Annotated in this window: 17 protein-coding genes and 1 tRNA gene; 11 read left to right on the forward strand and 7 right to left on the reverse strand. The window is 73.4% G+C overall.

Annotation, left to right across the window (positions count from 1 at the left end):
- Window positions 1–101: 101 nt before the first annotated feature.
- Genes murJ through ACFYXC_RS01475 form a run of 4 tightly spaced genes read right to left on the reverse strand, consistent with a single transcriptional unit; the run spans window position 102 to window position 5980 of the window.
- The gene (murJ, locus tag ACFYXC_RS01460; protein ID WP_389545526.1) at window positions 102–1997 is read right to left on the reverse strand and encodes a murein biosynthesis integral membrane protein MurJ; all 1896 of its coding nucleotides are present in this window, start codon (window positions 1995–1997) and stop codon (window positions 102–104) included.
- Window positions 1994–3331 carry an O-antigen ligase family protein gene (locus ACFYXC_RS01465; protein ID WP_389545529.1) on the reverse strand — a complete coding sequence of 446 codons (1338 nt, stop codon included), beginning with the start codon at window positions 3329–3331 and terminating at the stop codon, window positions 1994–1996. Before ACFYXC_RS01465 ends, murJ begins: the two co-directional genes overlap by 4 nt.
- A 4-nt stretch (window positions 3332–3335) precedes the next feature.
- On the reverse strand, window positions 3336–4790 hold the full coding sequence (locus tag ACFYXC_RS01470; RefSeq protein ID WP_389545532.1) for an exopolysaccharide biosynthesis polyprenyl glycosylphosphotransferase: 1455 nt from the start codon (window positions 4788–4790) through the stop codon (window positions 3336–3338).
- Window positions 4787–5980, reverse strand: a complete 1194-nt coding sequence (locus ACFYXC_RS01475; protein WP_389545535.1) for a glycosyltransferase — start codon at window positions 5978–5980, stop codon at window positions 4787–4789. The genes ACFYXC_RS01470 and ACFYXC_RS01475 overlap by 4 nt, the downstream gene beginning before the upstream one ends.
- Window positions 5981–6524: 544 nt before the next feature.
- Here ACFYXC_RS01475 and chpG point away from each other — a divergent pair.
- The 6 genes from chpG to ACFYXC_RS01505 all read left to right on the forward strand — a co-directional run bounded on the left by chpG (window position 6525) and on the right by ACFYXC_RS01505 (window position 10748).
- On the forward strand, window positions 6525–6764 hold the full coding sequence (gene chpG / locus ACFYXC_RS01480; RefSeq protein WP_388909046.1) for a chaplin ChpG: 240 nt from the start codon (window positions 6525–6527) through the stop codon (window positions 6762–6764).
- Window positions 6765–7011: 247 nt separating this feature from the next.
- Window positions 7012–8106, forward strand: coding sequence for a hypothetical protein (locus ACFYXC_RS01485; protein ID WP_389545540.1), 1095 nt, complete (start codon window positions 7012–7014; stop codon window positions 8104–8106).
- Between the two features lie 226 nt (window positions 8107–8332).
- Window positions 8333–8629, forward strand: coding sequence for a hypothetical protein (locus ACFYXC_RS01490; RefSeq protein ID WP_388909042.1), 297 nt, complete (start codon window positions 8333–8335; stop codon window positions 8627–8629).
- Between the two features lie 191 nt (window positions 8630–8820).
- Window positions 8821–9327 (forward strand): hypothetical protein, encoded by a 507-nt coding sequence (locus tag ACFYXC_RS01495; protein ID WP_389545543.1) that lies wholly within the window; start codon window positions 8821–8823, stop codon window positions 9325–9327.
- A 22-nt stretch (window positions 9328–9349) separates the two neighbouring features.
- Window positions 9350–9898 carry a tyrosinase family oxidase copper chaperone gene (locus ACFYXC_RS01500; protein WP_389545545.1) on the forward strand — a complete coding sequence of 183 codons (549 nt, stop codon included), beginning with the start codon at window positions 9350–9352 and terminating at the stop codon, window positions 9896–9898.
- A complete protein-coding gene (locus ACFYXC_RS01505; RefSeq protein ID WP_389545548.1) occupies window positions 9882–10748 on the forward strand; it encodes a tyrosinase family protein in 867 nt (288 codons plus the stop codon). Before ACFYXC_RS01500 ends, ACFYXC_RS01505 begins: the two co-directional genes overlap by 17 nt.
- Window positions 10749–10860: 112 nt before the next feature.
- Here the strand turns inward: ACFYXC_RS01505 and ACFYXC_RS01510 are convergent, their stop codons facing one another.
- The 3 genes from ACFYXC_RS01510 to ACFYXC_RS01520 all read right to left on the reverse strand — a co-directional run bounded on the left by ACFYXC_RS01510 (window position 10861) and on the right by ACFYXC_RS01520 (window position 13110).
- Window positions 10861–11127 carry a chaplin gene (locus ACFYXC_RS01510; protein ID WP_389545551.1) on the reverse strand — a complete coding sequence of 89 codons (267 nt, stop codon included), beginning with the start codon at window positions 11125–11127 and terminating at the stop codon, window positions 10861–10863.
- A gap of 117 nt (window positions 11128–11244) precedes the next feature.
- The gene (locus tag ACFYXC_RS01515; RefSeq protein ID WP_389545554.1) at window positions 11245–12906 is read right to left on the reverse strand and encodes a serine/threonine-protein kinase; all 1662 of its coding nucleotides are present in this window, start codon (window positions 12904–12906) and stop codon (window positions 11245–11247) included.
- Between the two features lie 131 nt (window positions 12907–13037).
- Window positions 13038–13110 (reverse strand) — tRNA-Arg (locus ACFYXC_RS01520).
- A 311-nt stretch (window positions 13111–13421) separates the two neighbouring features.
- Between ACFYXC_RS01520 and ACFYXC_RS01525 the strand changes: the two genes are divergently transcribed.
- The 5 genes from ACFYXC_RS01525 to ettA all read left to right on the forward strand — a co-directional run bounded on the left by ACFYXC_RS01525 (window position 13422) and on the right by ettA (window position 21693).
- A complete protein-coding gene (locus ACFYXC_RS01525; protein ID WP_389545557.1) occupies window positions 13422–15029 on the forward strand; it encodes a dynamin family protein in 1608 nt (535 codons plus the stop codon).
- Window positions 15026–17179, forward strand: a complete 2154-nt coding sequence (locus tag ACFYXC_RS01530) for a YfjP family GTPase (protein WP_389545560.1) — start codon at window positions 15026–15028, stop codon at window positions 17177–17179. The genes ACFYXC_RS01525 and ACFYXC_RS01530 overlap by 4 nt, the downstream gene beginning before the upstream one ends.
- 277 nt (window positions 17180–17456) lie before the next feature.
- Window positions 17457–18002, forward strand: a complete 546-nt coding sequence (locus tag ACFYXC_RS01535) for a single-stranded DNA-binding protein (protein WP_389545563.1) — start codon at window positions 17457–17459, stop codon at window positions 18000–18002.
- A 269-nt stretch (window positions 18003–18271) separates the two neighbouring features.
- Window positions 18272–19687 (forward strand): TQXA domain-containing protein, encoded by a 1416-nt coding sequence (locus ACFYXC_RS01540; protein ID WP_389545566.1) that lies wholly within the window; start codon window positions 18272–18274, stop codon window positions 19685–19687.
- Window positions 19688–20028: 341 nt separating this feature from the next.
- On the forward strand, window positions 20029–21693 hold the full coding sequence (ettA, locus tag ACFYXC_RS01545) for an energy-dependent translational throttle protein EttA (protein ID WP_388909022.1): 1665 nt from the start codon (window positions 20029–20031) through the stop codon (window positions 21691–21693).
- The last annotated feature ends 4 nt before the right edge of the window (window positions 21694–21697 follow it).

Raw genomic sequence — 21697 nt, forward strand, 5'->3', positions numbered from 1 at the left:
GCGCGCCGGTACGGGTCGGGCCGGTCATGACGCCGGCCGGGTCGGCGGTGGGGTCGCTGGTGGGGTCGTTGGTGGTGCCGGCGGTGGGGTCGTCGGTCGGATCAGCGGAAACGGGCATGCGGCAGCCTTCGGGTGACGGAACGGAGGACGGTACGGAAGGCGGGTGCGACGGCCTGGACGCCGAGCAACCGGAGCAGCAGGACATAGACGACCGTGACGGTCAGGCCGCCGGTGAGCAGGGCGGCCTCCGGCGCGTCGAAGCGGCTCGCGCACAGCGCCCCGGCCACCGCGGCCGCCACGGCCGCGCGGACCGGCTTGCTGAGCTCGTGGACGACCCGGCGGGTACGGATCGGCACACTGCGCCTCTCGCTCATGCCGGACAGCAGCAGCGCCGCGGTGAGGGTGATCCCGATCGCGTTGGCGGCGGCGATCCCGCGCACGCCCCAGGTCCCGACGGTCCCCGCGCCGATCCACGAGGTGGCGACGATGCCCGCGGCCATCGCCGCCAGCGGGTACCAGGTGGGGCGGCCCGCGGAGAAGTACGTCCGCACGAGTGCGCCCACCAGCGTGTGGCCGAGCAGCCCGGCCGAGTACACCCGCATGACGGTCGCCGTCGCCGCCGTGTCCGTGGCGGTGAACGCGCCCCGCTGGAAGAGGAGTTCGATGATCTGTGGCGCGCACGCGAAGACCGCCGCCGCGCCCAGCAGCACTATGCACGAGGCGACCGCCACGTCCCGCTCGACGCGGCTGCGGGCCCGCTCGGTGTCGCCCTCGGCGAGGGCCTGGGCCAGCACCGGGAAGGTGACCGTGCACAGCATCAGCGACAGGGTCATGGGGATCTGGGCGACCTTCTGCGCGTAGTTCAGGTGCGAGATGGCCCCGGAGGGGAGGTTCGAGGCGAGGTAGCGCTCGATGAGGACCTGGGACTGCCGGCAGAGGGCGAAGAGCAGGACCGGGGTGATGAGGGCGAGATCCACCGAGTGGGTCACGGACCGTCCGGCGGGGTCCCCGGCGGTGGTGCCGGGTGTCTCCCGGGGCTGCTCGGAGGTGCCCTCGGCGGGTGTGGCGTGTACGGCGTCCGCGGGCCGGTAACGGCCGAAGAGCTGCCGTACGAGAGCCGGCGTCTGCGCCGCCACCATCAGACAGCCGCCCACCGCGACACCGACGGCCGCCGAGCGCACGCCCCAGCGGCCGCCGAGGACGAACATCGCCGTGATGATGCCGGTGTTGTAGGCGACGTAGATCGCGGCGGGCGCCAGGAAGCGGCGGTGCGCGCGCAGCGCCGCGCTGCAGTAGCCGGCGAGCCCGAAGCTCAGCACGCAGGTCGCCGTCAGCCGGGTGCAGTCCACCGCGAGGCCGGGGTCGGGCAGTCCCGGCGCCAGCCCCGCGACCAGGTACGGCGCCCCGGCCATCAGCAGCGCGGAGACCCCCACCAGGGCCAGCGCGAGGCGGGGCAGCGTCGAGGCGACGAGCGCGCGGACGGGGTCGCCGTCGCCCGTCCCGCGCGCCCGTGCCCGCCGGGCCACGGCCAGGCTGAACGCCGGGACCAGCACGAAGGCCATCCCGTCCTCGATCAGCAGGGTCGCCGCGACCTCCGGCACGGTCCACGCGACCAGGAAGGCGTCCGTCTCGGTCCCGGCGCCGAAGAGATGCGCGAGCGCCTGGTCCCGGCCGAGACCGAGCAGCGCGCCCGCGATGGAGAGGACAGCGGTGACGAGCGTGGCCTTGGCGAGGAACCCCCGGGTGGGCGGGGCGACCCCGGCGGAGGGGCCCTGCGCTCGGGTACCCCGAGTACGGGTGGTGTCGGTGGGGGAGGTGTCGGCGGAGGAGGTCCCGGTGACCTCGGTGACGTCGCCGGCCGCCGCGCGCGGTGCCGCCGCGCGGGCCCCGGGCAGCAGGACGTCGTCCTCCGGCCCCGCGCCCGCCCCCGACCCACGGCGGAGCCGCTCGCGGGGCGTCGTTCCCTCACCCTCCGCCCGGGAAGGCGTCACCGTCATCGTTCCCCGGCCCCCTCGGGGGCCAGCGCCCACCAGGCGGCGAGGCCGAGGACCAGCGCGGTCAGCACGGTCGAGGGGCCGCCGATGTCGGCGTACGCGAAGTCGACGAGCTGCCAGAGCAGCATCCCGCAGGCGACGAGCGCGCAGTCGGGGCCGTCCGGCGAACGGCGTGCCCGAACGAGCCGCCGCAGCCCGCGGACCAGCAGCGCCAGCCAGCTCCCGGCCAGCGCGAGCAGCCCCAGCAGCCCCTGCTCGCTGAGCACCAGCAAGTACATGTTGTGCGGCGAGAGGAGCGGCTGCCGGTGGAAGCCGGCGCCCGCCCCGTCCGTGTCACTGCCCGAGGACAGCGCCAGTGAGGCGTGCCCGTCGCGGTGGTCGGGAAAGCCCTTCAGCCCCACGCCGGTCAGCGGCCGCTCGCGCCACATGTCGACGGCCGCCGCCCACATCGTGTACCGGTCGGTCACCGACTGGTCGGGCGCCTGGGCGACCTGCGTGATGCTGCTCATCCGTTCCTGGAGCATCGCGGTGCCCACGCCGAGCCCGCCCACCAGGACCACCGCGGCGGCCGCCGCCACCGCGAACACCTGTACGGCCCGGCGCAGTCCGGCGAGCGCGAGCTGCGCCCCGCACGTCACGGCCGTCGCGATCCACGCCCCCCGGCTGAACGACACCGCCAGCGGCAGCAGCAGCGCCAGCGCGCACGCCGCCGCCACGGCCCGGTGCCGCGCGGGCCCGGACCCGAGGGCGAGACCGAGCGCGCACACCAGACCGAACGAGACCACGGCCGCCATGCCCATGATGTCCGTCGGCCCGAACGTGCCCACGGCCCGGATCTCCTCGCCCTGGTACGAGGCACCGGTCCCGGTCACGTACTGGTGGACGCCGATCGCCCCCTGCCACAGCGCGAGCGTGACGAGGGACCAGGCGATCAGCCGGGCGTCACGGCGGTCGCGGACCAGCAGCACCACCGCGGCCGGCACCAGCACGAAGATCTGCAGATAGCGTACGAGCCCCGCGGCCCCCGCCCCGGCCGAGGCCGCGCCCGCCGTCGCGAGCGCGACCCCGACGACGGGCATCGCGAGCACCACGGCGGCGGTACGGGTCAGGGGGCGCCGTCGGCCGCGTACGAGACGCAGCGCGCAGCACAGCACGACCAGCCCGGACACGGCGTCGGCGACCGTGCCGCCCCCGCCCCCGCCCGCGTCCCCGGGGACCGGCAGCGCGAGCGTGGCGACGAGGGCGAGCACGGGCAGTACGGGCAGGAAGCGGCGGGGCGCCGCGGTCACGGTGGCCACGGCGGCCACCAGGGGCGGGGCGGGCAGGACCTGGGCCACCGGCTCAGCTCCCCGTCGGACGCACGAGCGAGGCCGCGGTGCGCACGAGGATGCAGACGTCCTGCCAGAGCGACCAGTCGTCGATGTACGCGTTGTCGAACCGGCAGCGGTCCTCGATCGACGTGTCGCCGCGCAGTCCGTGGATCTGCGCGAGCCCGGTGATCCCGGTCCGCATCCGGTGGCGGGCCGCGTAACCGGGGTGGGCCTGGCTGAACCGGTCGACGAAGAACGGCCGTTCGGGCCGTGGCCCGACCAGGCTCATGTCGCCCCGGAGCACGTTCCACAGCTGGAGCAGCTCGTCCAGCGAGGTCCGCCGCAGGAACCGGCAGAACCAGCGCATCTCCTGTTCGTTCGCCACGCTCCAGCGGGTCGCCGCCTCGTGCGCGTCGACCGGCCGGTGCGTACGGAACTTCAGCAGGGTGAACGGCCGCCCGTCCTTGCCGATCCGCTCCTGCCGGAACACCACCCCGGGCCCGTCGGCGGCCCGCAGGACGACCGCGCACAGCAGCAGCACCGGGCCGGCCACCAGCAGCAGCACCCCGGAGACCAGCACGTCCAGCAGCCGCTTCCCGGCGCTCCCGTACCGCCGCCGGTCCGTGGGCAGCGGCCGGCAGGCGAACCCGGCGAGCCGGTCACCCCGCCCGGACGCCGAGGGGTCCGTCTCCACCTCCCACACGGAGCAGCCCGCCGCACCCAGCGACCCGAGCAGCGCGCCCTGTTCGGCGCGCGCGGCGGGTCCCACGGCGAGTACGTCCTGCACACCGGTCTGGATGAGCGCCCGCTGGACCTCCTCGCCGGTGGTCAGCACCGGCAGCCCCTCGGGGCCGCCCGGCTCGTCGGCGACGACACCCACCGGCCGTACCCCGCACCCCGGATGCCGCAGGAAGGCGGCCGCCACCCGCTGTGCCTCCGCGGCCCGGCCGACCACCAGGGCCGCGCGCGGATGCCGCAGGAGCGCCCGGCGCCGGCCCCCGTGCACGGCGCCGCGGCCCGCACAGCTCACCACCGACTGCACCGCGCAGCCGAGGACCAGGGTGTGGGCGGACAGCGCGTGCTCGGGCGAGTACGCCGCCAGCAGGGCCGCGAGCGCACACCAGCCCGCCGCGATCCGGCCGCAGAGGGCGGGCAGTTCGTCCAGGACGGCGGGGACGGGCGCAACGCGGTACAGCGACGCGTGCGCGTTGAGCCCGAGCACCGCCAGCACCAGCAGCAGCACCGGCACCGCGAGCGGCAGCGGAGACGCGAAGGGCAGCGCCAGGCAGCCGCCGGCCAGCGCGGCGCCGATGTCCACGGCGGGCAGCGGCAGCCGCGAGGCGCGCCGCACGGAGGGCCGTCGACCGTCGGGGAAACCGAAGCCGGCCGTGGCCCCGCGCGGCGGGATGACCGAGACGGGCGAGAATCCGTGGTCCGACGCCCGCGGCCGGCCGCCGGGGGAGGGAACGGTACTTTCCGCAGTCACGTGTGGATGGACTCCCTGCACTCGGTGTGGTCCACGCCCGTGCCCCGCCCGGTCGGCCAGGTGCCGATCAGCTCGCGGTACACGCCGGCGACGGCCGCGGCCGTGCGCCGGACGTCGTGCGTGGTCGTTACGTACCGGCGTGCCTGATGACCGAGCGACTCGCGCAGCAGCGGGTCGAGGAGCAGCTCGGCGACGGCTCCGGCCAGCGCCTGTGGCCGCTCGGGCGGCACCAGGCAGCGCGGCCCCTGACCGGGCGGAAGGCTCTCGTGGGCCCCGTCCACCTCGGTGAGCACGACGGGCCGCCCGCAGGCCATGGCCTCCAGCGGCGCCAGCGCCATGCCCTCCCAGCGGGACGGCAGGACGACCAGATCGGCGGCCTGGTACCAGGGCACGGCGTCGGCGACGGCTCCGGCGAACAGCACGGACGGGGGAGCCCCGGCCCGTAGCGTCCGCGCGTCCGGGCCGTCGCCGACCAGGACCAGCCGGGCCCCGGGCACCCGCCGCGTCACCTCGCCCCACGCCTCCAGCAGGACGTCCTGCGCCTTCTGCCGGCACAGCCGTCCGACGCACACCACGAGCGGCGCCGCCGCGTCCACCCCTTCGAGTAGGGGGATCCCGGCCCGTACGGCGTCCACCGAGGCCGGGTGGAAGCGCTCCAGGTCGATGCCGTTGGGGATGACGCTCCAGCGCGCCCGGACCCCGGACCGCTGACCCGTGCGCCGCTCGGCTTCGCTGACGCAGATCACCCGTGACGCCCAACGCGCGCCCAGCCGCTCCCAGTTGCGGGCGAGCAGCTCGGTCGTCCCGCCGACGGCCTCGAACGACCAGGCGTGCGGCTGGAACACGGTCGGCACCCGCCCGCGCACGGCGAGCCGCACCGCCAGTCCGGCCTTGGCGCTGTGCGCGTGCACCACGTCGGGGCGCACCTCCCGCACGGCCTGACGCAGACTCCGTACCTCCCGCGCGAGTCCCGGCCCCGGTGAACGGCCCGCCCGCCAGTGCCGTACGCCGGCGCCCAGCACCTCGGCCGCCGCCGCGAGGCCCCCGGACTCCGGACAGGCGACGGTGACCTCGGCGCCCACGGCCAGCTGCGCCCGCACCAGGTCCGTGACCACACGGGCCACGCCGCCGTCGACGGGCTGGGAGACGTGCAGGACCCGCGGCCGGGGCCCGGACGGTGACAGGTGCATACGCGCTTTCCTCGCCCCGCTCACCGGTGGCGCTCGGCGGGAGCGCGGTCGGAACCCGGGCGGACGCGGGCGAACCCGCTGTGCCCGTGCGGGCGGTGCCGCTGACCGGACGTCAGGCCCGATGCCCGGCGCGGGACGGGGGAAAAGGCACCCGCCATGGCGCGGCGCAACAGAGGACCCAGCGGATTGCGCATGACCGGCATTGCCCTTTCGGGGGAATTCAGAAGGGATGTGCGGCGGAGGAGTCATTGGGCCTGACGGGTGAGGAGAACGGGGCCCTCACGCGAGTGCCGCCATGAAATCCCCGCTGTTTCCCGAGGTCCGAGGGAGAACGCAACTGTAGCCGCTATCCGTATTTATCGGTGAAAGTCGTCAAGTGTGTCGGAATCGTGTGCACGCTCCGGGATAACCCCCTGGTCCGCATCTGGTAACGGGCCGGAGCGTCACTCTTTTGGTGGCACAACCCGCGCCCGCGCCACGCGTTGAGTCCAGGACCGGGCACCTCCGCCCGGCTGTTGTTTTCAATCCCAAGGAGCACCTCTCCATGTCGCGTATCGCGAAGGGCCTGGTCTTCACCTCCGTTGCCGCCGCCGCCATGGCGGGCACCGCCGGCATCGCCGCTGCCGACAGTGGCGCGCAGGCCGCCGCCGCCCACTCCCCGGGCGTCCTGTCGGGCAACGTGCTGCAGGTCCCCGTTCACGTGCCGGTCAACGTCTGCGGCAACACGGTGGACGTCATCGCGCTGCTGAACCCGGCGTTCGGCAACGAGTGCGCCAACGACTGACGTCGAAGTCCGACCCTGATCGGCCGTTCTCCCGCGAGGGAGGGCGGCCGATCCGCGTTGCCCCGAATGGAGGGAGGGGCGGGCGGCCCCCGAGGCGGACCGGGAGATGGCGCCTCACCAGGGACAACGGTCGCGGCGGCGGATTCGGGCCGCCGCGGGGCACGGCCGGTCGGTTGCAGGCGGCGGTCACCACTTCCACGGTGAGGACACGATCCGACACACCACCGCACCGTCGAAAGGACCTTCCATGCGTGCTCTGCCCGCGCGGCGTATCGCGACCTCCGCGCTCTGCGCCACGCTCCTGCTGGGGATCGCCGGACCCGCGGCGGTGGCCGCCGACCACGGCGCGGCGCACGACGCCCGTGCCGCGGGGGCCCGGGCGCCGGTGCCCGAGGCGGAGACCCTGCTGACGCAGGCCACGACCCTCGGCGACGTCGCCGGAGTGCTGACGCCGGTCACCGCCCTGCTCACCGCCGCGCTCAAGGCCGACAACGGGCGGCTCCCGGCCGCCGAGGCCACCGCGCTCGCCGACGCGGCGAGGAAGGCGATCGCCGAGGCCGCCGCCACGCCGGCCACCGCCGCGCCAGCCGCCGCGACCCCGGCCGCGCCGGCCGCCGCCGCGCCGGCCACCGCCGCGCCAGCCGCCGCGACCCCGGCCGCGCCGGCCGCCGCCGCGCCGGCCGCCGCCGCGCCGGCTCAGGCCGATCCGGCCGATCCGGCTGACCCGGAGGATCCGATCGATCCGGAGGATCCGGCCGACCCGCAGAGTCCGGCCGACCCGCAGAGTCCGGCCGACCCGCAGAGTCCGGCCGACCCGCAGAGTCCGGTGGCTCCGCAGAGTCCGGCTGACCCGGAGGATCCGGTCGACCCGCAGAGTCCGGTGGCTCCGCAGAGTCCGGCTGACCCGCAGTCGCCGGTTGACTCGCAGACTCCGGCCGACCCGCAGTCGCCGGCCGACCCGCAGGATTCAGCTGACCCACAGAGTCCGGTGGCTCCGCAGGCGCCGGTTGACTCGCAGAGTCCGGCCGACCCGCAGACGCCCGCCCGGCCCGCCGTTCCGGTCTCTCCGCCGGTGGTCCTGCCGGCGCTTCCCGGCACCCCCGCGCTGCCGTCGCGGAGCGACAGCGGCCGGGTGGACGCGCCCAGCCTGAGGGCCGACGCACTCAAGGCCCTGCAGCGCTCGGTCGATGCGCTGGTCAAGGCGTCCGCGGACGGTGACGCCACCGCGCTGGGGACGGCCGCGAAGGAGGTCGTGCAGGGCCTCGTGAACTTCGTCGCCGCCGCGATGCCGGCCGGCGGCCTGCCCGCGCCGAACCGCCCGGGCGCCGGGAGCGGCGGCTGAGGCGAAGCGGCGCCGCACCGGGCTTCTCATATGAGGGATCGCATTTGCTGACGACCCACCCTTCAATCGGGTGGGTTTCCCGGTGGGGCCCGGGAATCTTCGGCGCACGGGGTTTCCGTCCCGACGGGGGGTCGTTGGGCAGGAGGCAGTGCGAGAGCAGGCACGCACGCTGCCTGATCACCGAGCATTCCCTCCGGTGACGCGAGTCGCCGACGAAAGGAACACGATGAAGTCCCTGAAGGCCGCCGCTGTCGTTGCCGGGTCCATGGCCGTCGCTGGTGTCGCCGCGCCCGCCTCCGCCGCCGACGTGGCGCCCCCCATGAGCCTCAACGGCGGCGTCGACTCGGCTTTCATGCAGCTCTTCTACGAGCCGCTGGACGTCATGCCTCTGAAGTCGCAGTCGAGCGCGCTCGACACGGAGAACGAGGACTCCGTGCTCAGCACCTTCTCGCACGCGACGGACGCCCTGAACGCGACGGGCGGACCCACGGGCCTCCTGGGCGGACTGCCGCTCCGGAAGTGACCCCTCCGAAGTGACCCCCTCCGAAGCGCCCCTGAAGTGGCACTCCGGAAGGGGCACTTCCGGACGCTGCGGTGGGACTTCCGGACAAGCTGACGATTGCACCGACCGGGGGAATTCTGACCTGTTCCGGTTCGCCGGGTCGTTACCCGTTCCGGACGCAGTCCCCGAATCCCGAAAGGCCCGTGCCTGAGATGAAGTCGACCACCCGAGGAACTCTTGCCGCCGTCGTCACCTGTGTGGCGGCCGCCGTCGCGACGCCCGCCGTCGCGGCCGACGGGGTTCCGGTCGCCGTGCCCCTGAACGGTGTGGAGCACTCCCTGGACATGGAGATGCCCAAGGTCGGCGGTACCGTGCCGCTGATCAAGCCGGGCAGCCCCGACGGGCCGCGGTACGTCGAGGGCCGGCTGCTGCCGGACCGTGCCGTCCCGCAGGTGCCGTTCTCCAGCGACATGCCCTCGCTGGACCTGCGTACGCCGCTGCCGCGCGTGCTCGGGGAGTCCTTCGACCACCTCACCGCGACCACGGCCGCCTCCGACCTGCACGCGGTGACGCCGGGTGCCTCGCTGGACGCCCCGCTGACCGCGCCGCGTGCGGACGCGCTCGGCCTGCCGGCCCCGAAGCTGCCCGAGGCCGGCCTGCTCGCGCCGGTCCTTCAGGCGGCGCCGGAGGCGAGCCTCGGCCTCGCGCCCGGACTGTAGGCGTTCAGAACTCGTACAGGACATGTCGGAGGGGGTGGGGCAGGTGCGGGTGGAAGCGGGGAACGGTACGCGGCGTGCGGTCCTGAGAGGGGGGTTCGCCGCGGCCGTGGCCGCCGCTTCGGCGCCGCTCGTCACGGCATCGCGACCGTCACCCGCCGGTCCGTACACCCCCGGCAGCACACCGGCCGCCGGACCACCCGGCGGTGCGTCCGGCGGTGCATCCGGTGAGATGGAGCGGTTCGAGGCCGAGTTCGCGGACGGGTTCGACGAGACGTACCGCGGGTGCCGGATCCGTGGGTGCCGGGAGACGGCGGACGGCGCGCGTACGGCGGGAGTCGCGCGTACCGCTCCCGCGGGGCCCTGGCGGGTCACCGTGGACGACCGGCCGCTGCATCTCATGCGACGCGCCGACGGCGGCTATCTGACGATGATCGACCACTACCAGTCGTACCCGACCCCGCTCGCCGCGGCCCGCGCGGCCGTGGACGAACTGGGCGGCACGCTGCGGCTGCGGGCGCCCGTCACGGGGGCGGAGCCGGGGGAGGGGCACGGGCATGGCGTACACACGTAAGAACGTGAGCGCGCTGACGCGTACGGAGAAGCGCAGACTCGTCGAGGCGTTCCTGGAGCTCAAACGCACCGGTGAGTACGACGAGTTCGTCCGGATGCACATCGACCACTACGTGGCGGACGGCGAGGGCGGGCTGCGTGCGGCGCACATGGCCCCCTCCTTCTTCCCCTGGCACCGGCGGTTCCTGCTGGACCTGGAGCGGGCGCTGCGCCGGATCGACTCCTCCGTGTCCGTGCCGTACTGGGACTGGACGAAGGACCGCACCCCGGCAGCCCCGCTGTGGGGGGACGACCTGCTCGGCGGCAACGGGCGGCGCTCCGACCACCAGGTGACGACCGGGCCCTTCGCCCGCCGGCACAAGAAGTGGGTCGTCAAGGAGTCGATGACCGACGGCGACTACCTCACGCGTGACTTCGGCAGGCCCCGCGACCCGCTCGCCCTGCCCACCGCGGACGACCTCGCCCGGGCCCTGGAGGACCCCGTGTACGACGTGGAGCCCTGGGACTCCACCGCGGGCCGCGGCTTCCGCAACAAGCTGGAGGGGTGGGGAACCGGGCGCGGCAACGACGCCTGGCGCAACCACAACCGCGTCCACCGCTGGGTCGGCGGACACATGCTGGGCGGGGGCTCGGTCAACGACCCCGTCTTCTGGCTGCACCACTCCTTCGTGGACCTGCTCTGGACGCGCTGGCAGAAGCGGCACCGGGGCGCGCGGTATCTGCCCGGCTCACCGCCGGAGCTGGGGGACCTGCAGCACGGGCGGGTCGTGGCGCGGCACGAGGCGATGCCGCCGTGGGACACGACGCCGGACGACATGGAGGACCACAGCGGGATCTACCGGTACGTCTGAGGGTCGGCCAGGGGCCGAGGTGAGGCCGATGTGGGCCACGCATAGGCCGCGAGCGGCACGGGGAAGCCCCCGGCGGTGGACAACCGCCGGGGGCCGCACGTCGTGCGGTGACTCAGTGGCCGTAGCCCTCGTGCTTGTCGCTGATGTTCGCGCACTTGTTGCCGAACGCCGGGTTCAGCAGGCCGATGACGTCCACGGTGTTGCCGCAGAGGTTGATCGGAATGTGCAGCGGAACCTGGATGACATTGCCCGACGCCACGCCGGGCGAGCCGATGGCCTTGCCCGCGGCGTCCGCGTCCGCCATGGCCAGACCGGCACCACTGAGCACAACGGCGCTCGTGCCGAGAGCGACACCGGCTGCCTTCGCGATGCGAGACATCACGTTTCTCCTTCGAATCGGTGAGCGCGGCAGCATGAACGCGACCGCACTGTCCCTTCAACGCGAGGACTGACGGTGGGTAACGGTGCGCAACGTGACATCATCCACCAAGGTGCTTCATATGGGGCGGGAGCAGCGGCCGGTCGGGGCGGCGGCCGGAGGACGGCACTGCAGCTCGAAGTCGTCCGCGCTCGTGCTCAGGTAGCGGCCGACGCAGGTGGTCGGCGTGGTCCGGCCGCGTTCGTCGCAGAAGGCCAGGGCGGCCCGGCCGTCGGGGAAGGGGCCCGGGGCGTAGATGACCCAGTAGCCGGGGCGGAGCGACGCGTAGTCGTCGCTGCGGAGGTAGACGGCCTCGGGGACGGACCGCCGGATGACGGCGAGCCGCCGGTCGCGAGCGGCGGTGCCGGAGCCGACCGGTTCGGAGAAGAGCTGGGCGATCCATCTGTTCCCGGCCGCGGGCGGCGGCGGATCCGTCGTCTCCTTCGAGCGGGTCGGTGACGGGGAGGGAGTCGAGGACGACGGCGTCCGGTCCGCGGACGGCGGGGACTGCGAGGACGGTGCGCCCTGCGAGGGCGAGGTGCCGGCCGTCGAGCGGTCGCCCCCCTTGGCGCCGTCGGCCCCGCCGTCGTCGCCGCTCAAGGCGAGCACCAGAGCGGCCGTGGCCGTCGCCAGGGCGACCGCCACGACGGTTGCGGTCGCGACCAGCGCCGTCCGCCGTCCGCGCCCGGACGAGGGCTGACCGTCGACTCGCGTCGGCGGACCGCTGACCGGTTCGGCCGGTACGGGGCCACCGGGCACGGACCCGCCGAGTACGGGGCCGCCGGGTACCGACCCGCCGTGCGCGGCACCGTCCCGCGTGGTGCCGTCCTGTGTGGTGCCGTCCCGCGTGGACGGGGCGCGCAGGACGTGGGTCGGAGCCGTCGAGAGGCCGGGCGGCAGCGGGGCGGTCGCCGTCGGCAGCGCCCAGTCCGGCGTCGAACCCGACTCGACCTGCGCCAGCATCGCGTCCAGCCGTGCCGCGCCGGGGCGGGCCGCTGGATCCCGTACGAGCAGGGCCTGGAGTACGGGCGCGAGCGGGCCCGAGCGCACCGGCGGGGGTACGGCCTCGTCGAGCACGGCGGCCAGGGTGCCCAGGGTCGTACCGCGGCGCAGCGGGCTGACGCCCTCGACGCACACGTACAGGACCAGCCCCAGGGACCAGAGGTCGGACGCCGGGTCGTCGTCGTTGCCGCGGATCCGCTCGGGGGCGATGTACTCGGGGGAGCCGATGAGTTCGCCGGTCGCCGTCAGCGCCGTGGACCCCTGGAGGGCCGCGATGCCGAAGTCGGTGAGCACGGCGGAGCCGTCGGGACGCAGCAGGATGTTGGCGGGCTTGACGTCCCGGTGCTGGACCCCGGCCGCGTCGGCGGCGCGCAGGGCGCCGAGCACCTGGCGGCCCAGGCGCGCGGTCTCGGCCGGGGCCAACGGGCCTTCGGTGAGCCGCTCCTGGAGCGAGACGCCCTCCACCAGTTCCATCACGAGCCAGGGGTGCGGGTCGTCGTCCACGATGTGATGGATCATCACCACGTTCGGGTGACTGACCCGGGCCAGGGCCCGCGCCTCCCGCAGTACCCGCTCGCGAACGGCGTCGGAGGCCGCGGCGTCCTGCCGTACGGCCTTGAGCGCGACCTCCCGCTGCAGCACGCTGTCGCGCGCCCGCCACACCGTCCCCATGCCGCCACTGCCGAGCCGTGCGATCAGCTCGAAGCGGCCGTCGACCATGTCCCCCGGTGCGTTCATGGCGGACAGGCTAGTGGGCCACGTGGTGGCGGGAACGCAGTCGTCGGCCGGTCCACCGCCGGCCGTCCCCGGCCCGGGCTCCGCCGCGAGCAGCAAGGAGCCCTCCTGGGGGGAGGGCGGGGAGTGACGAGCGCCCCCGGCAGGACTCGAACCTGCGGCCAAGCGCTTAGAAGGCGCCTGCTCTATCCACTGAGCTACGGGGGCCGGGTGTGGTGGCCTGTGGTGCTGGTGCCCGGGTATGGGCGGGGCTGTGACCTTGCCGGGGACAAGGATAGAGCTCCTGGGTCCCTGTGCTTCGCGCTTCGCCTCCGTGGCTCGATGTGGAGGTTCAGTGAAGCGGTCCTGATAATCGCAGGCAGGTACGAATCGTGCATCGCTTTTGGCGTCTCGCGCCCCGGGTGTTGTGCACTCGTTATGCCTGCGCCCCGGTCGTCCCGTAGGCCCCGGGTGTCCGATCGGCGCGCAGACATGCCCATATGCTTTAGAAACCCTGCAAAATTGGGCATTCTTCGCATGTGGTGACCTTGGACGTACGGCCCCAGCTGCTCGACGCACTCTCCGCCCTGCGCGACCGTGTCGCCGCCGCACGCTTCCCGCTGCCCCTGGCGGGGGCTCCACGCGCGCGTGCCAACCGCGACGAACTGCTCGCGCAGCTCGACGACTATCTCGTGCCCCGGTTGAGAGAACCCGAAGCACCCTTGCTCGCCGTGATCGGAGGATCGACAGGGGCGGGCAAGTCCACGCTGGTCAACTCCCTCGTGGGGCGGCGGGTCAGCGAGGCCGGGGTGCTGCGGCCCACGACGCGCACTCCGGTGCTCGTGTGCCACCCGGAGGACCATCACTGGTTCAGCGGGATGCGCGTACTGCCCGACCTCACGCGCGTGTGGATGCCCCAACAGGACGTCGACGACGATCCCCTGCTGCCGGAGGAGGGCGACACGCGCGTCCTGCGCATCGAGACCGCCGACACCCTCCCCCGAGGGCTCGCGCTGCTCGACGCGCCCGACATCGACTCCCTGGTGGCCGGCAACCGGGTGCTGGCCGCCGAACTCATGTGCGCGGCCGACATCTGGGTCATGGTCACCACGGCGGCACGGTACGCCGACGCGGTGCCCTGGCATCTGCTGCGTACCGCCAAGGAGCAGGACGCCACCCTCGTCACCGTGCTGGACCGGGTGCCGCACCAGGTGGTGTCCGAGGTCTCGCGCCAATTCGGGGCGCTCCTCACCAAGGCGGGGCTCGGTGACGTGCCCCGATTCACCGTTCCCGAACTGCCCGAGTCCGCCTGGGGCGGAGGGCTGCTTCCGGCCACCGCCGTGGCGCCGCTGCGTGCCTGGCTGGCCCAGCAGGCACAGGACCCGGCTGCCCGGCACCGGGCGATGGCGCGCACGGCGTACGGGGCGCTCGACTCGCTGAAGTCGCGGATGCCCGAGCTCGCCGGTGCGGCCGCGGCCCAGTACGCCGCCGCACTGCGGCTCACCACGGCCGTCGAAGGGGCGTACGACAGCGAGTACACGCGTCTGCGGGGCCGTCTTCAGGCGGGGGCCGTCCTCGCCGGGGGCGCGCTCAAGCGGTGGCGCAGCTATCCGCTGGACTGCAGCGCGGGCGAACTGCTCGACGCGCTGACCGAGAGCCTGGTCACCCTTCTGCTGTGCGCCGTCACCGCGGCGGACGAGCGCATCGACGAGGCGTGGCGGCGCGAACCGGCGGCCGGCGCACCGGGGCTGACGGACCGCGACCCGACGCTGGAGAGCGCCGAGCACCGCATCGGGATGGCGGTACGGCGCTGGCGGCGGGTCGTCGAGGAGTACGCCGAGGACGAGGTGGGCGCCCTGGAGAAGAGCGTCGCGCCGGATCCCGAGGTGGTGGCCGCGCTGGTCGCCACCGTGCTCCTGGGCGGCCGCCGGGCGCGGTCCGCAGGGGAGGGACTCGCCGAGCGGATCGGTGCCCACGGGGCGCTGCGGCTGCGCGACAAGGGCGGCCGGCTGCTCACCGAGTACCTCGACAAGGCGCTGCACCACGAGCGGGAGCGGCGGCTCGCGCCGCTCGACGCACTCGACGTCCATCCGGAACCGCAGGCCGAACTCATCGCCGCGCTGTCCGTACTGCAGAAGGAGAGGTGACCTCGGTGACCGCCGTCACGGATCACACGGACCAGGCCGACCAGCCGGAGGACGACGACGAGGGGCGCGGGGCGAGACAGGAACGTGGGGGACGTGAGGGACGTGGGCACGCGCGCGTGGAGGGGGATTTCGTGAGAGGCGCGGGGGACGGAGAGGGTACGGAGGGCGTGGCCGGGCGGAGAGACGTCCGCAGGAAAGGGCGCGACGGGGAAGCCGGCCGCGGGGAAGGTGTTGTCGGCCGGGGCGAAGGTGCTGCCGGTGTCGGTACCGGCGGTGGTGACGGCGGAGGCGGTGCGGACGGCACCGGCGGTAGGGACGGTGCCGGTGGTGGGGACGGTGCCGGTGGTGGGGACGGTGCCGGTGGGGATCCGGAGGACGGCTGGGACGACGGGCTGATCGCACGGCGCGTGTCCGTCACGGCAGAGGGGCAGGCCAAGCCCGTACAGGAGACCGTGGTGGACCACCGACCGTCCTCGGCGACCCCTCTCGCGTACGACGGCGCGCTGCGGTCCCGCCTGGACGCACTGCGCGAACTGACGGGACTCTCCCGCGCGCGGCTCGACAACCGGACCCTCGCGGAGGCGGGACGCGTCCTGGACGAGGCGGCGGCGCGCCGCAGGCTCTCCGGACAGCACACCGTCGTCGCCATCGCGGGAGCCACCGGAAGCGGCAAGTCGCAGCTCTTCAACGCGCTCGCCGGGGTGGCCATCTCGGAGACCGGGGTACGCAGACCGACCACCGCCGCCCCCATCGCGTGCAGCTGGAGCGACGGCGCGGCCGGACTCATCGACCGGCTCGGCATCCCGGGTCGGCTGCGCCGCAGGCCGTTGCAGAGCGCCGAGGCCGAGGCGCAGTTGCGCGGGCTCGTCCTGGTGGACCTGCCCGACCACGACTCGGCAGCCGTCCAGCACCGGGAACACGTGGACCGGATCCTGGCACTCGTGGACGCCGTCATCTGGGTCGTCGACCCGGAGAAGTACGCCGACGCGGTGCTCCACGAGCGCTATCTGCGTCCCATGGCGGGCTACGCGGAGGTCTCCTTCGTGGTCCTCAACCAGATCGACCGGCTGCCCGGCGAGGCCGCCGACCAGGTCCTCGACGACCTGCGGCGACTGCTCGACGACGACGGCATCGCGATCGGCGAGTACGGCGAGCCGGGCGCCACCGTCCTCGCGCTGTCCGCGCTCACCGGGGAGGGCATCGGTGAACTGCGCGAGCTGCTCGGCCACTTCGTGGCGGAGCGGGGCGCCGCGGCCCGCCGGATCGCCGCCGACGTGGACGCGGCCGCGGTGCGTCTGTGGCCCGTGTACGCCAACCGGCGGCAGGCCGGGCTCAGCGAGGAGGCGCGCGACGAGTTCGCCGACCGGCTCGCCGACGCGGTCGGCGCCACGGCGGCGGGCGAGGCCGCCGAGCGCGCCTGGCGCCGCAACGCCAACCGCGCGTGCGGCACACCCTGGCTGCGGCTGTGGCGGTGGTACCAGGACCGGCGTGAGCCACCGACCGGGCGTCTGCCCGTACGGGTGTACGACGACGAGGAGGTCACGGCGCGGCAGCGCGTCGAGCAGGCGGTGCGCACGGTGGCCGAACAGGCGTCCGACGGGCTGCCCGCGCCCTGGGCGCAGGCGGTGCGCGAGGCGGCCGTACGGGGGTCGCAGGGTCTGAGCGAGGCACTGGACGAACTGGCGGTACGGTCCGGTACTCCGGTGGGGCGGCCGCCGCGGCCCGGCTGGTGGCCGGCGGCCGTGCTCGCGCAGGCGTCCATGACCGTTCTCCAGGTCCTCGGCGGGCTGTGGCTGCTGGGCCAGATCGTCGGTGTCATGTCACCGAACCTGGGCGTGCCCGTGCTGCTGATGGTCATCGGCATCGTGGGCGGTCCGGGCGTGGAGTGGGCCTGCGGACTGGCGGCGAACGGGCCCGCGCGGCGGTACGGGGCCGAGGCGGAACGGCGGTTGCGGGAGGCGGCGTCGGGATGCGGCCGGGCCCGGGTGCTCGACCCGGTGGCGGCGGAGCTGCTGCGGTACCGGGAGGTGCGGGAGCAGTTCCTGCGGGTCTCGGGGGTCACGGGCGTCTCGGGGGCCGCAGGAGGCTCGGGAGCTGCAGGGGTCTCGGGGGTTACGGGGGCCACGGGGGTCGCGGTTTCGGCGGGGTGAGGGTCGGGGCCGCCCAGGGTTGGGGGCGAGTGGGGTCGCGGCGAGTGGGGGTCGGGGGCGAGTCGGGGCGGCGGCGAGTCGGGTCGGCCGGGGCGGGGGCGGAAGTCCTCGTTCGGGTGCCGGAGTTGTCCACAACCGGGCGGTGGCCCACAGGGCTCAGCGGGTTCGGGGCGGCGGAGGCAGTCTGAGGTCGTGGCGATCACGAGGCGGTCGCCACGACAGACAGACGCAGCCGTACGGGACGGGCCCGTGGGCGTGGGCAGGGGAGGCTTCCGCGATGAACGAGACGATGGTGTGCGTGGTGGGGAACGTGGCTACACAGCCCGTGTTCCGGGAGACGGCGGCCGGCCCGTCGGCGAGGTTCCGGCTGGCGGTCACGCAGCGGTACTGGGACCGCGAGAAGAACTCGTGGAGGGACGGGCACACCAACTTCTTCACGGTGTGGGCCAATCGGGCGCTCGCGGCGAACGTGCAGGCGTCCGTGTCGCTGGGCGAACCGCTCGTGGTGCGCGGCAGGCTGAAGGTCCGGTCCGAGCAGCGCGACGGACAGTCGTGGACGGGCGCGGACATCGAGGCGTCGGCGATCGGACACGATCTGGCGCGCGGTACGGCGGCGTTCCGGAGGCTGCTCAGGGGCGACCCGGCATCCGATCAGCCGTCGGACCACTCGTCCGACCAGCCGTCCGAGCAGTCGTCCCCTCGGACATCGAGTACGTCGGCCCGGCCGGAGCCCAGCTGGGAGACGGCACCCACGGACCTCGCGCAGCCTATGGCGCAGACCGACGAAGCGGCCCGGCAACAGGAACCGGCCCTGGTGGTGTGACCGTCGGTGCCGCTTCCCCCGGTCCGACGACCGAAGTACGGCTTATCGGCGAGTTCATTCGGAACAATCCCAGGGGATTTGTCGATAAGCCCAGCTCGCACCCGGTCCTGGCGATAACGATTCCGAGTCGGATCACTCATCGGATGACATGACCGGGAAGGGAGGTGCGCCCCGTCCTTAGGATGCCCGGCATAGCTCTCGGGGCTTCCGATGTCGCTGGCGGGACCGTAACCCACCAGGTCAAGGGGCCCTGCTCGAAGGGGAATTCTGTGCTTTCTTCGTTCTCTGCGCCGTCCGTGCACGGGCGAGGTGCTGCCGCCGCCCGCCTGGCCGCGGTGGCGCTCGTGTCCGGGCTCGTCGCCGTGAGCGCCGCGACCACCGCCGGTGCGGCCGTCGCGGACGAACCCCCTCTGAACCAGGGCGGCGCCACCGCGACCATAGGTGCGCTGAAGACGTCCGGGGCCGCCGTCATCCACGAGGACGGCGGGGACAAGCAGGTCTCGGCGGGGCTGTTCGAGATGTCCGTCGACAACGGCGGCACCCTGCAGACCTACTGCGTCGACATCTACAGCCCGACACAGAAGGACGCCAAGTACCAGGAGACCCCCTGGAGCGGCACGTCACTGAACGGGAACCCCGACGCGGGCCGGATCCGCTGGATCCTGCAGAACTCCTACCCGCAGGTCAACGACCTGGCGGCGCTGGCGGCGAAGGCGGGCACGAGCGGCCTCACCGAGCAGGACGCGGCAGCCGGCACCCAGGTGGCGATCTGGCGCTACTCGGACGGCGCCGACGTGGACGCCGTGGACCCGCAGGCGGAGAAACTCGCGGACCATCTGGAGCGCAGCGCACGCGATCTCGCCGAACCCGCGGCCTCCCTGCGCCTGGACCCGCCCGCGGTCTCCGGTCGCCCCGGTGAGCCGCTCGGTCCGGTCACCGTGCACACCGACGCGGCCAACGTGACGGTGACGCCGCCCGCCGACGCGGCCACGAGCGGCGTGCGGATCGTCGACCGGGACGGCAAGGAGATCACCTCCGCGGCCGACGGAGGCGAGCTGTACTTCGACGTCCCCGAGGACGCCGCGGACGGTTCGGCCGCGCTGACCGTGCAGGCATCGACCACCGTGCCGGTCGGGCGGGCCTTCGCCTCCGAGACCAGGAGCCAGACCCAGATCCTGGCCGGCTCCAGCGAGTCGACGGTCTCCGCTGCGGCGACCGCGACCTGGGCGGGCAGCGGGCCGATACCCGCCGTGTCGGCCCAGAAGAACTGCGCCGAGGGCGGCCTGGACGTCACGGCGGTCAACGAGGGCGACGAGGCGTTCACCTTCGAGCTGATGGGCGCCGAGCACACCGTCGAGGCGGGCGCCACGCAGACCGTGACGGTCCCCCTGCAGGAGGACCAGGCGTACGACGTCACGGTCAAGGGGCCGGGCGGCTACGAGAAGCGCTTCCAGGGGGTGCTCGACTGCCAGACACAGAGCGGCGCCGGCGGCGAGAAGACACAGACGCTGAGCGAGCCCAGCCCCGCCACGGTGGACGGCACCACCACCACGACCAGCGACCTCGCCGAGACGGGCGCGTCCAGCGCCACACCGGTGATGGCCGGCATAGCGATCGGCCTGGTCGTGCTCGGCGGCGCCACGATCCTCTTCCTCCGCAAAAAGAAGACACCGACCCAGGACTGAGCGCCCGCGCACGGGGCTGCGGGTCAGTCCTGTGCCGGGGTGGCATGCGCTGCTACGGAGCATCCGGAGTCGGCAGCCGGCAGCCGGCAGCCCGAAGCCGCAGTCGACAGCGGACAGCCGACCCTCGGCGGGCGCCGCCGACCGCCGAGAAGGCTGTGCCTCTCGTCGTTCAGGAGAGCGCGCTCGTCGCGCACCCCCAGTGATCGTCGAGTCGCATGCGGTCAGCGGGAGAGTGCCCGGTCACGGGCTGCCGGGCATACGCGTTTCCTCCCAGGGGTGGCGGTGCGGCAAGATGGGGTGTATCTGCCCACTGCCGATTTCAAGCGTCCGGACGGTTTCTCTTGGCTGAGTTCATTTACACCATGCGCAAGACGCGCAAGGCGCACGGCGACAAGGTGATTCTTGATGACGTCACCCTGAGCTTCCTGCCGGGGGCGAAGATCGGCGTCGTCGGGCCGAACGGTGCCGGTAAGTCGACCGTGCTGAAGATCATGGCGGGGCTCGAGCAGCCGTCGAACGGTGACGCGTTCCTGTCGCCCGGCTACAGCGTCGGGATCCTCATGCAGGAGCCGGAGCTGGACGAGACCAAGACGGTCCTGGAGAACGTCCAGGACGGGGCCGCCGAGATCATGGGCAAGCTCCAGCGCTTCAACGAGGTCGCCGAGCTGATGGCGACCGACTACTCGGAAGCGCTCATGGAGGAGATGGGCAAGCTCCAGGACGACCTGGACCACTCCAACGCCTGGGACCTCGACGCGCAGCTGGAGCAGGCCATGGACGCGCTGGGCTGCCCGCCCGGCGACTGGCCGGTCACCACCCTCTCCGGTGGCGAGAAGCGCCGGGTCGCCCTCTGCAAGCTGCTGATCGAGGCGCCGGACCTGCTCCTCCTCGACGAGCCCACCAACCACCTCGACGCCGAGTCGGTGAACTGGCTGGAGCAGCACCTCTCGAAGTACGCGGGCTGCGTCATCGCCGTCACCCACGACCGGTACTTCCTGAACAACGTCGCCGAGTGGATCCTCGAACTCGACCGCGGCCGCGCGATCGCCTACGAGGGCAACTACTCCACGTACCTGGACAAGAAGTCCGCCCGCCTCAAGGTCGAGGGCCGCAAGGACGAGAAGCGCGCCAAGCGGCTCAAGGAAGAGCTGGAGTGGGTCCGGTCCAACGCCAAGGGCCGGCAGACCAAGTCAAAGGCGCGCCTCGCCCGTTACGAGGAGATGGCGGCCGAGGCCGACAAGATGCGGAAGCTGGACTTCGAGGAGATCCAGATCCCGCCGGGCCCGCGGCTGGGCTCCGTCGTCGTCGAGGTCCAGAACCTGTCCAAGGCGTTCGGCGACAAGGTCCTGATCGACGGCCTCAGCTTCACGCTGCCGCGCAACGGCATCGTCGGCGTCATCGGCCCGAACGGCGCCGGCAAGACCACGCTGTTCAAGATGATCCAGGGCCTGGAGAAGCCGGACTCCGGTGCGATCAAGGTCGGCGACACGGTCAAGATCAGCTACGTCGACCAGAGCCGCGCCAACATCGACCCCAAGAAGACGCTGTGGGCCGTCGTCTCCGACGAGCTCGACTACATCAACGTCGGTCAGGTCGAGATGCCGTCGCGGGCGTACGTGTCCGCCTTCGGCTTCAAGGGCCCGGACCAGCAGAAGCCGGCCGGCGTCCTCTCCGGCGGTGAGCGCAACCGCCTGAACCTGGCGCTGACCCTCAAGGAGGGCGGCAACCTGCTGCTCCTCGACGAGCCCACCAACGACCTCGACGTGGAGACCCTGTCCTCGCTCGAGAACGCGCTGCTGGAGTTCCCCGGCGCGGCCGTGGTCATCTCCCACGACCGCTGGTTCCTGGACCGGGTCGCGACGCACATCCTCGCGTACGAGGGTGAGTCGAAGTGGTACTGGTTCGAGGGCAACTTCGAGTCCTACGAGAAGAACAAGGTCGAGCGGCTCGGGCCGGACGCCGCGCGTCCGCACCGCGCCACCTACAAGAAGCTGACCCGGGGCTGATCTG

The organism is Streptomyces sp. NPDC002701 (assembly GCF_042889045.1).
Classification (GTDB): domain Bacteria; phylum Actinomycetota; class Actinomycetes; order Streptomycetales; family Streptomycetaceae; genus Streptomyces.